We start from the raw sequence: 14,163 nt of genomic DNA on the forward strand, positions 1-14,163 counted from the left end.
TGACTCCTTAGTCGTGGCGCGGATCGAGCGCATCGCGTAGCCCGTCGCCGAGTAAATTAAAGCCCTGCACCGCCAGGAAAATAGCGATGCCAGGAAAAATGGACATCCAGGGGGATTGTTCCAGGAAACCTTTTGCCGTGTTGAGCATCGAGCCCCACGATGGGTTTGGCGGCTGTTGGCCCAGGCCGAGGAACGACAGACTGGCTTCGGCGATAATCGCGGAAGCAATTGCCAGCGTGGCCTGCACCAGAATCGGTGACATCACGTTTGGCAGCACGTATTTGATGATGATCCAGCGATCCGGCAGGCCAATTGCGCGGGCCCCGTCGATGTACTCTTCGTTGCGGATGGCGATCACCTGACCGCGCGTCAGTCGGGCAAAGATCGGCATGGCGGATAAACCGATAGCGATCATCGCATTGGTCAGGCTTGGACCTAAAAATGCGCCCAGCGCGATCGCCATGATCAGGAACGGACAGGCTAGCAGCGCTTCGATAAACCGCGAAATGACGCCGTCCCAGATCCCCTGGAAATAACCGGCCACCAGCCCCAACGGCACACCGATCACCACCGCGATCACCACAGACATACAGCCCGCCATCAGCGACGTGCGCGCCCCCCAGACAATACGCGAGAGAATATCGCGGCCCAGTTCGTCGGTGCCAAACCAGAACAGTTCAGACGGCGGTTTGCGCACCGCCAGAAAGTTGGCTTTGACCGGATCGAACGGCGCGAGCCACGGCGCCAGGAGCGCAATCAGCACAAAGATGCCGACCACGACGGCGCCAATCACCGCGCTTTTATTGGCGAGGAATTTCTTCAGCACCCGGTTTTGCGCGCGCGGCAGCACGGGCGCAACGGTTTGAGTGGTCATTTCCGCCATGATTAGCCTCGCATTTTCGGGTTGATGAGAACGTAAAGCACGTCAGCCAGCAGGTTCAGCAGCAGGAAACCTATTGCGACGATCAACACCACACCCTGCACCACCGCGTAATCACGGTTGAACACGGAATCGACAATCATTTTGCCAAAGCCGGGGATCGTGAAGACCTGCTCTGTCAGCACCGCTCCGCCCAACAATTCGCCGAACAGCAGCGTGGTGAGCGTGATAACCGGCACCAGCGCGTTACGAAAGGCGTGCTTGAGGATCACTGCGTTTGGCAGCAGCCCTTTAGCGCGCGCCGTACGAATGTAATCCGCTTTCAGCACCGCAATCATCGACGCGCGCGTGTGACGCATCAGCGTTGCCGCAAGCCCCGTTCCGAGTACGGACGCGGGCAGTAACAGTGTGCGCAGGTTTTGCAGCGGATCCTCGCTGAACGGCACATAGCCAGAAGCAGGAAGCCACTGCAAATTGACCGAGAACACCAGGATCAACAAGATCCCCAGCCAAAAGTGCGGTATCGAGATCCCGGAGATCGCCACAAAATTTGCCCCGTGATCGACCCAGGTATTTTTGTTGACCGCCGCGAGGATCCCCATGCCGATACCAAACACCAGCGCGATGATCATCGCCAGCAATGACAGCTCCATCGTGACCGGCAATTTGCTGGCAATCAGCTGCGTCACCGGTTCATGTGTGCGTAAGGAGACACCAAGATCGCCCTGCAACGCGCGCGTCAGCCAGTCGAAATACTGCACCGGCAGCGGCGCATCCAGGTTCAGTTCCGCGCGCAGTTGAGCGATGACCACCGGGTCACGCTCTTCCCCTGCCATGGCGATGAGCGGATCGCCGGGCAGCAATTTTTGCAGCCCGAAAACCATCATGCTGACAAGCAGTAACGTTGGGATCGCCAGCAGCAGGCGTTTACAAATCAGTTCCAGCATGGTTTCTCCTCACACCCTCGTTACTTCGCAAGCGTTAAGCCCGCCAGACGCACGATGCCATCTGGATACGGTTTGAAGCCCTGCACGCTTTTATTTAGGCCAAAAATACGCGGCTCAAAATAGAGGTAAGCGATGGGCATATCCGTCTGCAGTTGCTTAACCACCTTGTCGTACAGCGGCTGGCGCGCCGCAGGGTCGGTATTCAAACGAGCTTGAGTCAGCCATTCATCCACCTGCGCGTTGCTGTACCGACCGTCATTCAGGTTGCCTTTGCTGTTAATAAAGCCGTAGATGCTGCCGTCCGGATCCGGGCGACCAGACCAGCCGGAGAAGCTCAGCTGGTAATCGCCGCTTTGCTGACGATCCAGCAGCGTAGCGAATTCAGTCATTTGCAGATTCAGATTAAAGCCCGCTTCCGCCACCATCGCCTGTAAGACCTGGCCCACCTGCTGCGAGGTTGGGTTGTTTGGCACCAGCAGATTCACATTAAGCGGAGCGTTAATGCCTGCCGCTTTCAGCAGTGATTTTGATTTTTCAACGTCGCGCGCCGGGACGGGCACGTTGACGTGGTAGGGACTGACCGGTGAGAACGCCTGGTTTGCCGGAGTATACAGCCCTTCAAACACCACCTGATTCAGCGCGTCGCGGTCAATCGCCAGCGAGAACGCTTCACGTACGCGGGCGTCTTTGAACGGATCGTTCGCCGGGACTTTGCCGTTGTTGATGTTGAACGTGATGCCCTGATATCCCAGCCCGGTGACTTTTGCCAGCGCCAGCTTGCTGTCCGCTTCGACCGTTTTCACGTCGCTTGCCGCCACGCCTTCGGTCAGATCCAGATCGCCCGCACGCAAGTTCGCCAGACGCACAGAGGCATCCGGGATCGGCAGATAGATGATTTTGTCGAAGTGATACGCGCCTTTATTCCAGTAATTGTCGAAACGACTCAGAACGATGCGATCCTGCGAGACGCGGCTATCGAATTTGTAAGGCCCGGAGCACACCGGATGCGCGGCAAAATCAGGCTTCGCTGCCGCTTCTGGCGCCATCATCGCCCCTGCACGGTCGGTTAGCTGCATCAGCAGCGCGGCGTCAGGCGTTTTCAGGTGAATCGCAATTTGGGTTGGGCTTTTGACTTCGACGGATTCGATTGACGAAATTTCGCTTTTACGCAGCGAGCCTTTCAGCGTTAACGCGCGGTCGAGGTTATATTTCGCGGCTTTCGCATCAAACTTCTCGCCATCGTGGAAGGTTACGCCTTCACGCAAATTCATGGTCAGCGTTTTGTTGTCATCGCTCCACGACCAGTCTTTCGCCAGGCCCGGCACCACTTTCAGATTTTCATCCACGTCCACCAGCCTGTCGCACAGGGAGGCAAACACGAAGCGGCCATAGTAGGTGCGCGCCAGATGCGGATCGAGCATATCCGGATCCGCGCCCAGACCGATTCGCAGGACGCTTTCTGCGTGTGCGGGAACGGCCGCACCAAGCAACATTACACTTCCCAGTACGGTCAAAAGAGAATTACGCATTGTCATTATCATGAGTTCCTTGCTGGAAGAGACGAGTGAGTTGCCGCATGTTCGAACAGCGCGCGGCGGCGCAAAAAGGCTGCGGATGGCGGTGCTATCTGGATAACACTGCGATCGCGATTGATCTCCTGCCAGCGATGACAGGCGACCTGACGTCCCCCTTCCAGAACCTGATCGATAGGTTCTACCTGGCGGCATTCATCCGTGACGTAAGGACAGCGGGTGTGGAATCGACATCCGGTTGGTGGGTTTGCCGGGTTCGGCAAATCCCCTTGTAATAGCGGCGTAGTGCGCTGCGCGCCCGGCTGCATTTGCGGTGCGGAAGCAATCAGCGCCTGAGTGTATGGGTGTAGCGGTGCGTCAAAAATTTCATCAACGGTCGCCAGCTCAACGATTTGCCCGAGGTACATGACTGCCACGCGGTCGCTCATATGGCGGATCACCGCCAGACCGTGCGCCACAATCACCATCGTCAGGCCCAACTGATGTTTCAGGCTTTCCAGTAGATTCACGACCTGTGCCTGCACGGAAACATCCAGCGCCGACACCGGCTCATCGCCGAGCAACAGCTTTGGTCCTGACGCGAGCGCACGCGCAATCCCGATGCGCTGGCGCTGGCCGCCGGAAAACTCATGGGGATAACGCCCGGCCCAGGCGGCGGGTAGTCCAACGGTTTTGAGCAGTTCCGCCACGCGATACTGGCGGTCGGCTTTTTTCATGTTCTGATGCAACCACAGCGGCTCACCGACGATTTGCTCCACCGTCATGCGTGGATTCAGCGAGGCAAACGGATCCTGAAAGATGATTTGCAACTCACGGCGCAGCAGGTTCAGACGCGAACCTGAAGCCTGGGTGATCTCTTCGCCCTGATAAAAGACACGCCCTTCGCTGGCCGCGAGTAAACGCAGGAGCAAGCGCCCAAGGGTGGACTTGCCAGAGCCGGACTCACCGACGATAGCCAGCGTTTCACCCGGCATTACCGAGAGCGAAACTCTGTCGACCGCCGTCACAAATTTTGCCGGGGCGAAGAGTTTTTTAGAACCGGGAAAAAGTTTGCTCAGATCGCGAGCTTCAAGAATGGGTACGGTCATGCGATTTCTCCCAGCGCGATATGTTGCTCAAGGGGGACGCGGAAACAGGCGACCTGATGCCCCGCGCCCAGGGTGTTCAGCACAGGTTTTTCATCGTGACAGCGGGTTTGCGCGAACGGACAGCGAGTGGCGAAACGACAGCCTTTTGGCATAAATTCCGGCAGCGGTACGGCACCTGGAATGGTGGAAAGCTGGCCTTTACGCGCACCGAGCGAGGGAATGGAGCCCATCAAACCAATGGTGTAAGGATGCTGCGGATCGGCAAATATCGCCTCGACGCTACCCTGCTCTACTACTTGTCCGGCATACATCACCGCCACCTGCTGCGCGACTTCTGCAACGACGCCCAGATCGTGAGTGATCATTAATACCGCAGTGCCGGTTTCCGCTTTCAGCGTGTTCAGCAGGCTCAGGATTTGCGCCTGAATGGTGACATCCAGTGCGGTCGTCGGTTCGTCGGCGATGAGCAGACGCGGGTGATTGATAAGCGCCATCGCAATCATCACACGCTGGCGCATCCCGCCCGAAAGCTGATGGGGATACGATTTCAGACGCATTTCGGGCGCAGGGATTTGCACTTTTTCCAGAATTTGCAGCGCCACTGCCATGGCGTCTGAAGGGGACATTTTCTGATGGCGGATAACCGCTTCGCTGAGCTGATCGCCCAGAGTGAAGGCCGGGTTTAGCGAGGTCATGGGTTCCTGGAAAATCATCGCCAGCTCGCTCCCGCGCAGATCGGCGTATTCCCGGGGTGAGAGCTTGCGCAGATCGTGGCGGCGGAACTGCATTTCTCCGCTTACGATTTGCGCGCTGGCTGGCAACAGCCCCATCAGCGCCAGAGAGGTGATGCTTTTTCCGCACCCGGATTCGCCCACCAGCGCCAGGGTTTCACCCGATTTGACGGTCAGGGAAATACCGTCGAGCACGCTGACCGGCGAGCCGGCAAATTTTACGTTGAGATTGTGCAGGCGAAGGACGGGTGCGGCCTCCTTAAAAGGGATCGTCGTCATAACAGGGAATCATCCTCAAGGTTGATGGCCTGAATCAAGGCGGTTTGCAGGCTGAGCAAGTGTTCGCGCATGGCGGCGGCGGCTTCATTGGGTTGGCGATTGATTATCGCCGTCATGATGTTGTCGTGATGGTCGTTGTAGCTGTCGACGCGCTCCGGCGTTCGGGCAAGTTCGCGTAAATGCTGCCAGCCGGGATCGCGGCGGACGGCATCAATGGCGTCGAATAGTCCCAGCATCAGGCGATTTCCGGCGGCCTCCGCAATAGCGCGGTGAAAGGCGCTGTCCCAGAGTTCGTTAAGATCGCGGTCATCCGGGCTGACCTTATTGATGCGTTCCAGCATGCGCTGCATGAGCGCGAGGTTTTCCCTGGTGGCACGCAGTGCCGCAAGTCGGGCCAGGCCCGGTTCGAGCTGCAGACGGGCTTCCATGACTTCCAGCAAATTGGTTTGTTGCACTAAACCCTGAAGTGCCAGCGGTTCAACAGGTGCAGCCGGACCAATAAAGGTCCCTTTGCCCTGCTTGCGCCAGATGCGCCCCTCTTCTTCCAGCACGTCCAGCGCACGACGAATTTCACGTCGCCCTACGCTGAGTGTTTCCGCCAATTCACGTTCAGTGGGCAGCGGAATGCCTGGTGTTGACTCGTGCTGATGGATGAGACCACGCAACTGCTCAAGCGCAGTGCTGGAATTTGCCAGAAACCGTGACGCTTTTTCCATAATGGTTCGCCTGCTTTCATCATTGCTTTATAGTTATTAACGATAAGCTATTGATATAGATAAGTACTTATCGCCCATATGATTAAGCAATTAACGAACCAATAAATGATTGGTTCAGGAACTTTCTGGAAAACAATGAGTAAGCTAATGATTATCGGAGGATTATTTTTTACAATGCAGTTACAAAAAGTCATGTTTGCAAATGAGTTGGCACATACAGTTGCACAAAAAAGGTGCGAAAGGCGCACTGAAATTGCACAATTGTTAATTAATTGCACCACTAACATTAACTTTTAGTTAACAAGACTGAGGAAAGGATAAGAGACGTGACAGGGCTGAAAATGACGAAAGCCTGAATCATTTCTGATTCAGGCTTTCTAATGTGGCGGAACGGACGGGACTCGAACCCGCGACCCCCTGCGTGACAGGCAGGTATTCTAACCGACTGAACTACCGCTCCGCATTGTTCCCTTGGGAACGAGGCGAATATTACGGTTTGCCTTCGATCCCGTCAACGCTTTTTCTCAACATTTGAATCAGTTGCTGCAAAAATCACCCGTGCGCAGGGTTTAAAGGGTTTAAAGCTGATTTATGCCCGCCAGAGGCAGCACCCACCTTTCTTCTGGACGATATCGAGACGCGACTCATGCGCTGCCAGCTCTTCTTCACTGGCTAAAATGACGCGTAGTCGGCTGTCTTGGCGCACAACGCGTTGAATTCCGCCGTTGGCCTGCTGCTGAGAATCGCTTTCAGTGCTGAAAGCCATCGACGTCTGACCGCCCGTCATGAGCAGATAGACGTCAGCCAGAATCTGGGCATCGAGCAATGCGCCGTGCAGCGTTCGTTTGCTGTTGTCAATTTCATAACGCGAGCAGAGCGCATCAAGGCTGTTACGTTTGCCCGGATACATTTTTCTCGCCAGCGCCAGGCTGTCGGTCACCTTGCAGAAGGTGTTTGTTTTCGGGATGTCACGGTTGAGCTTGCTGAATTCATAGTCCATAAAGCCGATATCGAACGAGGCGTTATGGATGACAAGTTCTGCTCCAGAGATGTACTCGATAAACTCATCCGCTACGTCCGCAAACGTGGGTTTGTCTAACAAGAATTCATCGGCAATACCGTGAACGCCAAACGCTTCCGGATCCACCAGACGATCGGGCTTGAGATAAACATGGAAATTTCTGCCCGTCAGACGACGGTTAATCACCTCAACGGCACCGATCTCAATGATCTTGTGCCCTTCGTAGTGCGCGCCAATCTGATTCATACCGGTGGTTTCAGTATCGAGAACGATCTGTCGTGTAATTGCAGTGCTCATATCAGTCATTTATGTCAGACTCGTCGTTTTACTGATCGTTTCAAATACAGGAAGTCTACCAGAGATGACTAAGCAGGTAGAAATTTTCACCGATGGATCTTGCCTCGGCAATCCGGGGCCTGGCGGCTACGGTGCTATTTTGCGTTATCGCGGACATGAAAAAACCTTTAATGAAGGTTATCACCTGACCACCAATAATCGCATGGAGCTGATGGCGGCCATCGTCGCGCTGGAAGCGTTAAAAGAAGATTGCGATGTGGTCATCAGCACCGACAGCCAATACGTGCGCCAGGGGATTACGCAGTGGATTCATAACTGGAAGAAGCGCGGATGGAAAACCGCAGATAAGAAACCGGTCAAAAATGTGGATCTCTGGAAGCGCCTGGATGCGGCGTTGAGCCATCACACCATTAAATGGGAATGGGTAAAAGGCCACGCAGGACACCCGGAAAACGAACGCTGCGACGAACTTGCGCGCGCGGCCGCGATGAATCCCATTCAAGAAGACGTGGGTTATCAGCCGGGTTCCTGATTACGGTTTGCGAAAATGTCGCGTTGCGCCCACGGCCTGACGAATCTGGGATTTCGCTTTGCTCTGTTTCATCGGATTCAGCGTAAGGGGAATGGTCCGCTTGCGCGCGACAATAAGCTGCATGCAGCCCAGCGCCGGAAAGTGCGTGGTTAGCATTTTCCCTCCCTCTTGCGTCCAGGGTAATACCTGAAAACCGCTGTAATGCATGACTTCAAAATTCAGCAACGAGAGCCAGTCAAGCTGTCGTGTGAACGTAAACATCCGGCTGTTGTACGGCGCTTTTCGACGTAATACGGGGACCAGTTTGCGCAGTCCCATCAGGCTCATCGGGTTAAAACCGCTCAATATCAGCCATCCATCATCGATTAACACGCGGTCGGCCTCTCGCAAAAGACGATGCGGATCGCTACACCACGGCAGCGTATTTGCCAGCAGACAGGCGTCAACGGATTTTTCAGCAAAGGGTAAATGCAACGGATCTGCCTTAACCTGAATGGGTTGACCAGCGAGCGAAACATTCACCTGATGGGAGATAGCACAGCTTTCAGTATTGATTTCCGCGCTGAGATTACCAATCTTGAGCAGGTGAAAACCGTACATTTTTGCGAGCCAGGGTTTGAGCTGACGCTCAAGCGCGTCGCGAAAATATTCACCCTTAGGCAATTGTGCCCAATGTTCTGGTGCAGAGACAATCTGAGGTATCCTTGCCGGCTTCATCAAAACACTCGCTAGGTTATAAGAGGTAATTTATGAATCTTATCAGTATTCCCGCATTTCAGGACAACTACATCTGGGTTTTAGCGGACGATAAAGATCGCTGCGTTATTGTCGATCCTGGTGAAGCGGCTCCAGTGCTGAAAGCGATTGAAGAAAATGGCTGGCAGCCCGAGGCCATTTTACTGACTCATCATCATAACGATCATGTTGGCGGCGTTCCTGCCCTGTGCGCAAAATTCCCTCATCTTGAGGTATATGGACCGCAGGAGACGCAAAATAAGGGAACCACCTGCGTAGTCGAAGAGGGGCAAAATGTCCTCATACAGGAGTGGGAATTTTCTGTATTTGCTACACCGGGTCACACTTCAGGACACATTTGTTTCTACAGTTCTCCTTATCTTTTTTGTGGGGACACGATGTTTTCTGGCGGTTGCGGACGGCTTTTTGAAGGGACGCCTGAGCAAATGTATCAGTCTTTCCAAAAGATTAACGCACTGCCTGAAGAAACCATCATTTGTTGCGCTCATGAGTATACATTAGCAAATATGAAGTTTGCTGTGAGCATCCTTCCTGAGGATCGTGCGATTCAGGATTATTACCACAAAGTGAAGGAGTTACGGGCAAAAAAACTAAGTACACTGCCTGTAATTCTCAAAAATGAGCGGGAAATAAATTTATTTTTAAGAACTGATGATATTGATTTAATTAATAAAATTAAGCTAGAAACAAAATTGCAACAACCTGAACAACGTTTTGCATGGTTACGGTCAAAGAAAGATAACTTCTAACAATTGCGGGTTGCCTTTTCAAAATTTCGCCGTTATTATCGCTCGTCTTTTAAGCAACTATTGACACACACATGAAGGCAAAAGCGATATTACTCGCCTCTGTCCTGCTCGCTGGGTGCCAGTCTTCTCAGAATACTGGTAACGTTCAGCAGCACGCACAGAGCCTTTCTGCAGCTGGTCAAGGGGAAGCAGGGAAGTTTACAAGTCAGGCGCGATGGATGGACGATGGGACATCATTTGCGCAGGATCAGGACTTGTGGGCCTCTATTAGCGACGAGCTGAAGATGGGAATTCCGGAAAACAACCGGATTCGCGATCAGAAACAGAAGTATTTGAGAAATAAGAGCTATCTCCACGATGTAACTTTACGGGCAGAGCCGTATATGTACTGGATAGCAGGGCAAGTTAAGAAACGTAACATGCCTATGGAACTGGTACTACTACCCATAGTGGAGAGCGCTTTTGACCCGCACGCGACGTCTGGCGCCAATGCCGCAGGCATTTGGCAGATCATTCCGAGCACTGGGCGCAATTATGGATTGAAACAGACCCGCAGCTACGATGCGCGTCGTGATGTCGTCGCTTCAACGACTGCCGCTCTCGACATGATGCAACGTCTGAATAAGATGTTTGACGGTGACTGGTTACTCACAGTCGCAGCGTATAACAGCGGTGAAGGTCGTGTACTGAAAGCAATGAAAGCGAACAAATCGCGTGGTAAACCTACCGATTTTTGGTCTCTCTCACTGCCTCAGGAAACCAAGCTTTACGTACCGAAAATGCTGGCTTTGAGCGATATACTCAAAAACAGTAAACGTTATGGCGTACAACTGCCTACATCCGATGAAAGTCGTGCGTTGGCCAGAGTTAGCCTCAGCAGCCCAGTTGATATGAAACAGGTTGCTGATATGACGGGAATTCCGGTTAAGAAGCTTAAGACCTTTAATGCAGGCATTAAAGGCTCCACACTGGGCGCAAATGGGCCGCAGTACGTTCTTGTTCCGCAGAAGCATGCAGAGCAGTTACGCGAGTCTTTAGCCTCAGGTGAAATTGCTGCCGTTCAGTCTACGCTGATCGCTGACGTTTCCTCTGTGACGAGTCGTAGCTACAAGGTGAGATCTGGCGATACACTTTCAGGCATCGCTTCACGTCTTGGCGTGAACACAAAAGATCTGCAGCAGTGGAATAATCTGCGCGGTTCTTCTCTGAAAGTGGGTCAGAATCTGACGGTTGGTGCAGGTAGCAGTGCACAGCGTCTTGCCCGCAACAGCGATAGCATTACTTATCGCGTACGCAAAGGCGATTCGCTGTCCAGTATCGCGAAGACTCACGGCGTGAACATCAAAGATGTGATGCGCTGGAACGATGATACCGGAAATCTGCAACCTGGCGATCAGTTGACGCTGTTTGTGAAAAATAGCGCAACGCCAGACTCCTGATAGCTCAATCCTTAATGAAAAGGCACCGATTCCCCCGGTGCCTTTTTTGTTTATCCTGCTTTATATGCCTCGGCCAGGATCGTATCGCTGGTGAATGAACCGTCCTCCTGAAGCTCAAAGTACGCTCTCACGTCCGCAGAAGCACTTTCCTGATACAACCTAATCGCCTGGCGTAACGCCTCAGGTGTGCGCATACGCGCAATCCAGGAGGTGAACTCAAGGGGCAAGCGGTCAGTCACCAACGATCGTGAAATTAATCCCGCGTCTGTCATCATTGAAAACCACTCGCCGCTGGAATAGTTGCGCACATGCGAGGTGTCACGCAAGGCTTCAACAGTCTGGAGCCAAACGTCACGTACTGGGTGTCCCGGGGACATAATATCCATGATGATAAAAATACCGCCGGGCTTCAGCACGCGTTTGATTTCGCGTAATGCCAGGCCGACATCGTGCCAGTGGTGGGCAGAATAGCGGCTGATGATAATATCAAATGACTCATCGGTAAAAGGCAGCGATTCGGCATACCCCTGCTGGGTCGCTATGTTACTCAGCCCTTTGTCTTTTGCCGCGTGTCTAACCACCTCAAGCATTTGGCTGGATAAGTCATATGCTGTCACTTTTGCAACGTGCTGCGCCGCAACAAAGCTCGCGTGTCCTGCCCCGCAACCTAAATCGAGAACATGAGCCCGGGGAAATGCGGCCAGTCGCTCGCCAAGACGCACCAAATCGTTGCCAGATGCATGTACCGCACTGGTCAGATAGGCCTTCGCCTGTGAGCCAAACTGTTTTTCTACGTTGTCATGATGGGATTGTGTTGTCATCGTACTGTCCTTTTGATTGAAAAATAAAGGGCAGCACCTCCGTAGGCCTGCCCGACGGCAGACCTGACTCACCATTACTTATCAGGTTTGCCGGGACTGAATTCAACGAGTAGAGGATTATGATCGGAGGCACGCGTGACCAGCACGGAAGCTTCGTGCACGTTCAGGCCCCGATAGAACACAAAATCAAGCGGACGACCAAACGCTTTACGGCGCTGGTCATCGGTAAAGCGAACTTCACGCAGAGACATTTCACGCGCAAAGCGATAAAGGGCATTCATTCGCGGTCGACTCCAGGCATTGAAATCGCCCGCCATAATAATCGGTCCACTGTGGTGTGCTATCTGATCGCCAATCGGAAGTAACTGTTTACTGTAAACATCCACGCCCAGACTGAAATTCACAGCATGAATATTCACGACCATTAGTAAACGGGTATCCGGCAAAGGATAGACCGTGACCAACGCCGATTTAGCCAGGCGTAAAATGGGCTCACGTTCACGCAATGGACAACAATAGACAGGATGTGCAGCCGAGAGAGTCATGACGCCTGACGGATGCTGAGGCAAGACAAATGCGGGAACCTGATCGGCGGCCAGATAGTTGGTCGTCGCAAAACGGACTAACTCAGGTGTGGTCTGCGCCTCTTGTAATAAGACCAGATGCGCATCTTTGCCGAAATTCTTCAGGACGGATAACCATTCAGCACGCTGTTGCTTGAAAATGTTCCATACCAGTACGCGGATTTTTTCATCGCTGCTTAACGGCGCACCGGCGGGCAATGCCTGACCAATGCTCGCAAAGGATCCCGGAGGCAAAATTCTCTCCGCGGGTTGTCCGGCGATATAGCGCATAGCATAGGTATTTTTTCGCACTTTTAGAAACGACCTCTATTACATGGACCCAGCCGAAATACTGGCGGGTTCTAATGTTATAGGGACTTTAGCTCACACTTTCAACGCAATTACTCATAAACCTGTTTCTGATTTTGTAAGCAAGCGCTTACTAAAGCTCATCAATCCGGGACATTTACTACTTAATTTTCGAACGGGTCTCCATTTTCAGGAGACTCATTATGGAGGTGCGCTGTGAAATTTACGGATCATGATGACATGAAGCGGACGTGAGTGTATTACTATCAAAAATAGTCATAACCTCAATAGAATTTTGCGGATGGTGCAATAATGAAAGCAACGTCAGAAGAGCTGGTTATCTTTGTGGCGGTGGTAGAAAGCGGGAGTTTCAGTCGGGCGGCGGTGCAGCTGGGTCAGGCTAATTCAGCCATTAGTCGTTCGGTAAAAAAGCTTGAAATGAAACTTGGGGTGAGTTTATTAAATCGCACCACGCGACAACTGAGCCTTACGGAAGAAGGTGAGCGATATTTTCGTCGCGTTCAATCTATCTTGCAGGAGATGGCCGCCGCAGAAACAGAAATTATCGAAACCAGGAGCACACCTCGAGGTCTACTGCGAATCGATGCTGCTACGCCTGTCGTCTTGCACTTTTTGCTGCCGCTAGTAAAACCTTTCCGTGAGCGTTACCCGGAAGTGTCGCTGTCGCTTGTTTCGTCCGAGACTTTTATCAACCTGATTGAACGTAAAGTAGATGTAGCGATTCGTGCTGGTACGCTGATTGACTCAAGCCTGCGCGCACGGCCTCTCTTTACTAGCTACCGAAAAATGATTGCCTCACCCAGCTATATTGCCCGTTACGGGAATCCCACTAATGTAGACGATCTTAAACGTCATCTATGCCTTGGCTTTACTGAGCCTGTATCGCTGAATACCTGGCCTATCGCCGGTAGCGACGGACAACCACATGAGATTATCAGCGGGTTGTCCTCTAATAGCGGAGAGACGTTAAAACAGCTTTGCCTTAGCGGCAACGGTATTGCCTGTTTATCAGACTTTATGATTAACAAAGAGTTAGAGAAGGGAGATCTCGTTGAGATATTGGCAGACAAACGTCTACCGGTTGAGATGCCATTCAGTGCGGTATATTACAGTGACCGAGCGGTAAGTACTCGTATTCGCGCCTTTATCGACTTTCTGAGTGAGCACGTAAAACAAATTCCGCTGGAAAGATAAGAGATGTGAGGCTACTTCATAAATACCCCACTCGGCATTGAACATGCCGGGTAATCTTGTTTACTGAGATTCACAACCGAGATTTTAATGATAAAACACTCAAACGGCAGGCAACAAAAAAGCCCTGAGCGTTAGCTCAGGGCTTCAAATAAGTGGCGGAACGGACGGGACTCGAACCCGCGACCCCCTGCGTGACAGGCAGGTATTCTAACCGACTGAACTACCGCTCCACCGAAGACTGCTGTAACCACCGGATTTATGCACCGGCTTACTACTTAATTTGATGCC

General features: G+C 52.7%; 14 protein-coding genes and 2 tRNA genes. 4 read left to right on the forward strand and 12 right to left on the reverse strand.

Features of this window, described 5'->3' with window-relative positions; translation table 11 throughout:
- Positions 1-7: 7 nt before the first annotated feature.
- From ACKI5T_RS19935 to dnaQ, 8 genes are all read right to left on the reverse strand, one after another.
- Positions 8-883 carry an ABC transporter permease gene (locus tag ACKI5T_RS19935; protein WP_012016162.1) on the reverse strand — a complete coding sequence of 292 codons (876 nt, stop codon included), beginning with the start codon at positions 881-883 and terminating at the stop codon, positions 8-10.
- 2 nt (positions 884-885) lie between these two features.
- Positions 886-1,827 (reverse strand): ABC transporter permease, encoded by a 942-nt coding sequence (locus ACKI5T_RS19940; RefSeq protein WP_012016161.1) that lies wholly within the window; start codon positions 1,825-1,827, stop codon positions 886-888.
- Positions 1,828-1,847: 20 nt separating this feature from the next.
- A complete protein-coding gene (locus ACKI5T_RS19945; protein WP_407439687.1) occupies positions 1,848-3,362 on the reverse strand; it encodes an ABC transporter substrate-binding protein in 1,515 nt (504 codons plus the stop codon).
- Positions 3,363-3,364: 2 nt separating this feature from the next.
- Positions 3,365-4,447 (reverse strand): ABC transporter ATP-binding protein, encoded by a 1,083-nt coding sequence (locus ACKI5T_RS19950; protein WP_407439689.1) that lies wholly within the window; start codon positions 4,445-4,447, stop codon positions 3,365-3,367.
- Positions 4,444-5,457: an ABC transporter ATP-binding protein gene (locus ACKI5T_RS19955; RefSeq protein WP_186755223.1), complete on the reverse strand. Its 1,014-nt coding sequence runs from the start codon at positions 5,455-5,457 to the stop codon at positions 4,444-4,446. The genes ACKI5T_RS19950 and ACKI5T_RS19955 overlap by 4 nt, the downstream gene beginning before the upstream one ends.
- Complete coding sequence (locus tag ACKI5T_RS19960) at positions 5,454-6,173, reverse strand: FCD domain-containing protein (protein ID WP_133631103.1); 720 nt, start codon at positions 6,171-6,173, stop codon at positions 5,454-5,456. Before ACKI5T_RS19960 ends, ACKI5T_RS19955 begins: the two co-directional genes overlap by 4 nt.
- Positions 6,174-6,556: 383 nt before the next feature.
- A tRNA-Asp gene (locus ACKI5T_RS19965) sits at positions 6,557-6,633 on the reverse strand.
- A gap of 129 nt (positions 6,634-6,762) precedes the next feature.
- On the reverse strand, positions 6,763-7,491 hold the full coding sequence (gene dnaQ / locus ACKI5T_RS19970; RefSeq protein ID WP_407439691.1) for a DNA polymerase III subunit epsilon: 729 nt from the start codon (positions 7,489-7,491) through the stop codon (positions 6,763-6,765).
- Between dnaQ and rnhA the strand changes: the two genes are divergently transcribed.
- On the forward strand, positions 7,445-8,023 hold the full coding sequence (gene rnhA, locus ACKI5T_RS19975; protein ID WP_190275364.1) for a ribonuclease HI: 579 nt from the start codon (positions 7,445-7,447) through the stop codon (positions 8,021-8,023). The genes dnaQ and rnhA overlap by 47 nt on opposite strands.
- Here the strand turns inward: rnhA and ACKI5T_RS19980 are convergent, their stop codons facing one another.
- Positions 8,024-8,740 carry a class I SAM-dependent methyltransferase gene (locus ACKI5T_RS19980; protein ID WP_186755227.1) on the reverse strand — a complete coding sequence of 239 codons (717 nt, stop codon included), beginning with the start codon at positions 8,738-8,740 and terminating at the stop codon, positions 8,024-8,026.
- A 32-nt stretch (positions 8,741-8,772) separates the two neighbouring features.
- Here ACKI5T_RS19980 and gloB point away from each other — a divergent pair, with 32 nt between their 5' ends.
- Positions 8,773-9,528, forward strand: coding sequence for a hydroxyacylglutathione hydrolase (gene gloB, locus ACKI5T_RS19985; RefSeq protein WP_407439693.1), 756 nt, complete (start codon positions 8,773-8,775; stop codon positions 9,526-9,528).
- A gap of 71 nt (positions 9,529-9,599) precedes the next feature.
- Positions 9,600-10,967, forward strand: coding sequence for a murein transglycosylase D (gene mltD, locus ACKI5T_RS19990; RefSeq protein ID WP_012016152.1), 1,368 nt, complete (start codon positions 9,600-9,602; stop codon positions 10,965-10,967).
- A 50-nt stretch (positions 10,968-11,017) separates the two neighbouring features.
- Here mltD and ACKI5T_RS19995 read toward each other — a convergent pair whose 3' ends face one another.
- Both ACKI5T_RS19995 and ACKI5T_RS20000 read right to left on the reverse strand, forming a co-directional pair.
- Positions 11,018-11,788, reverse strand: coding sequence for a class I SAM-dependent methyltransferase (locus ACKI5T_RS19995; protein ID WP_407439695.1), 771 nt, complete (start codon positions 11,786-11,788; stop codon positions 11,018-11,020).
- A 74-nt stretch (positions 11,789-11,862) separates the two neighbouring features.
- Positions 11,863-12,663 (reverse strand): endonuclease/exonuclease/phosphatase family protein, encoded by an 801-nt coding sequence (locus ACKI5T_RS20000; RefSeq protein ID WP_012016150.1) that lies wholly within the window; start codon positions 12,661-12,663, stop codon positions 11,863-11,865.
- 309 nt (positions 12,664-12,972) lie between these two features.
- Here ACKI5T_RS20000 and yafC point away from each other — a divergent pair, with 309 nt between their 5' ends.
- A complete protein-coding gene (gene yafC, locus ACKI5T_RS20005; protein ID WP_407439697.1) occupies positions 12,973-13,875 on the forward strand; it encodes a DNA-binding transcriptional regulator YafC in 903 nt (300 codons plus the stop codon).
- Between the two features lie 153 nt (positions 13,876-14,028).
- On the opposite strand, the gene ACKI5T_RS20010 is transcribed toward yafC, so the two are convergent.
- Positions 14,029-14,105 (reverse strand) — tRNA-Asp (locus ACKI5T_RS20010).
- Positions 14,106-14,163: the final 58 nt, after the last annotated feature.

Origin of the sequence: Lelliottia sp. (genome assembly GCF_045627565.1) — a bacterium.
In the GTDB taxonomy this organism is placed as follows: Bacteria; Pseudomonadota; Gammaproteobacteria; order Enterobacterales; family Enterobacteriaceae; genus Enterobacter.

Excerpts from the sequence above, each read along its gene's own strand:
- ACKI5T_RS19945 (WP_407439687.1), bottom strand. The coding sequence starts at position 3,362 with ATGACAATGCGTAATTCTCTTTTGACCGTACTGGGAAGTGTAATGTTG.
- ACKI5T_RS19995 (WP_407439695.1), bottom strand. The coding sequence starts at position 11,788 with ATGACAACACAATCCCATCATGACAACGTAGAAAAACAGTTTGGCTCA.
- dnaQ (WP_407439691.1), bottom strand. The coding sequence starts at position 7,491 with ATGAGCACTGCAATTACACGACAGATCGTTCTCGATACTGAAACCACC.
- mltD (WP_012016152.1), top strand. The coding sequence starts at position 9,600 with ATGAAGGCAAAAGCGATATTACTCGCCTCTGTCCTGCTCGCTGGGTGC.
- ACKI5T_RS19950 (WP_407439689.1), bottom strand. The coding sequence starts at position 4,447 with ATGACCGTACCCATTCTTGAAGCTCGCGATCTGAGCAAACTTTTTCCC.
- ACKI5T_RS19960 (WP_133631103.1), bottom strand. The coding sequence starts at position 6,173 with ATGGAAAAAGCGTCACGGTTTCTGGCAAATTCCAGCACTGCGCTTGAG.
- ACKI5T_RS19940 (WP_012016161.1), bottom strand. The coding sequence starts at position 1,827 with ATGCTGGAACTGATTTGTAAACGCCTGCTGCTGGCGATCCCAACGTTA.
- gloB (WP_407439693.1), top strand. The coding sequence starts at position 8,773 with ATGAATCTTATCAGTATTCCCGCATTTCAGGACAACTACATCTGGGTT.
- ACKI5T_RS19955 (WP_186755223.1), bottom strand. The coding sequence starts at position 5,457 with ATGACGACGATCCCTTTTAAGGAGGCCGCACCCGTCCTTCGCCTGCAC.
- ACKI5T_RS19980 (WP_186755227.1), bottom strand. The coding sequence starts at position 8,740 with ATGAAGCCGGCAAGGATACCTCAGATTGTCTCTGCACCAGAACATTGG.
- ACKI5T_RS19935 (WP_012016162.1), bottom strand. The coding sequence starts at position 883 with ATGGCGGAAATGACCACTCAAACCGTTGCGCCCGTGCTGCCGCGCGCG.
- yafC (WP_407439697.1), top strand. The coding sequence starts at position 12,973 with ATGAAAGCAACGTCAGAAGAGCTGGTTATCTTTGTGGCGGTGGTAGAA.